The following is a 1309-nucleotide window of genomic DNA, read 5'->3' as shown; positions in this document are numbered from 1 at the left end:
AGGGTCGGGTTGCTGACACCAACCTGATTCGAGGAACCACCGATGACCGATGAGATGATGAACCTCCGCACGCTCGTGGAGAAGACCCCTGATGCGGATCTGCTGCGCGAGATGATCGGCTTTGCTGCCCAGCGCCTGATGGAGCTGGAAGTGGAAGGCCAGACCGGGGCCGCCTACGGCGAGAAGAACCCCGAGCGTCTGGCGCAGCGCAACGGCTACCGCGACCGGACCTGGGAGACCCGCGCCGGAACGGTCGAGCTGCGCATTCCCAAGCTGCGCAAAGGCTCCTACTTCCCCGGCTTTCTGGAGCCGCGCCGGATGGCCGAGAAGGCGCTCACCGCCGTGGTGCAGGAAGCTTATGTGCAGGGCGTCTCGACCCGCTCCGTCGACGATCTGGTGCAGGCGATGGGCATGAGCGGCATCTCCAAGAGCCAGGTCTCGCGGCTGTGCGCGGAGATCGATGACAAGGTGAAGGCGTTCCTCACTCGCCCGATCGAGGGCGATTGGCCCTATCTGTGGATCGACGCCACCTACGTGAAGGTGCGCCAGCAGGGGCGCATCGTGTCGGTCGCGGTGATCGTCGCGGTCGGCGTCAACAGCGATGGCCGGCGCGAAGTTCTCGGCATGGACATTGGTCCCTCGGAGGCCGAGACATTCTGGACGGCGTTCCTGCGCAAGCTCGCCCGCCGCGGCCTGCGCGGCGTCAAGCTGGTCGTCTCCGACGCCCACGAGGGCATCAAGGCGACCGTCGCCAAGGTGCTCAACGCCAGTTGGCAGCGTTGCCGCGTGCACTTCATGCGCAACGCGCTGGCCCATGCTGGCAAAAGCGGACGGCGTGTCGTCTCCGCCTTCATCGCCACTGCGTTTGCCCAGGACGATGCCGAGGCCGCACGAGCGCAATGGCGAAAGGTCGCCGATCAGCTCCGCCCCAAGCTACCCAAGCTCGCCGGCTTCCTCGACGAGGCCGAGACCGATGTGCTGGCCTACATGACGTTCCCGCCGCAGCACCGCACCAAGCTGCACTCGACCAACCCGATCGAGCGCCTCAACGGCGAGATCAAGCGCCGGACCGAGGTCGTCGGCATCTTCCCCAATGAGGACGCCATCGTCCGCCTCATCGGCGCGATCCTGCTCGAACAGAACGATGAATGGGCCGTCCAGCGCGCCCGTTACATGACGCTGGAAACCATCGCGCCGTTGAGCGATGATCCAATCGTCAGCCTCCCGGCTATCGCCAGCTGACCAGTCCGGCTCTTGCCGGCGAACGCGGTGTCCCACCGCCAGTTACACCACGCTCAGGGACACGATC

General features: G+C 65.7%; 1 protein-coding gene. It reads left to right on the top strand.

The window, feature by feature from the left end; genetic code table 11:
• Nucleotides 1-42: 42 nt before the first annotated feature.
• A complete protein-coding gene (locus GGD63_RS39900; protein ID WP_183250661.1) occupies nucleotides 43-1242 on the top strand; it encodes an IS256 family transposase in 1200 nt (399 codons plus the stop codon).
• The last annotated feature ends 67 nt before the right edge of the window (nucleotides 1243-1309 follow it).

This window comes from Bradyrhizobium sp. cir1 (assembly GCF_014198245.1).
Taxonomy (GTDB): domain Bacteria; phylum Pseudomonadota; class Alphaproteobacteria; order Rhizobiales; family Xanthobacteraceae; genus Bradyrhizobium.
The sequence above is the reverse complement of the archived record's forward strand: the minus strand, read 5'-3'. Positions and strand labels throughout refer to the sequence as shown.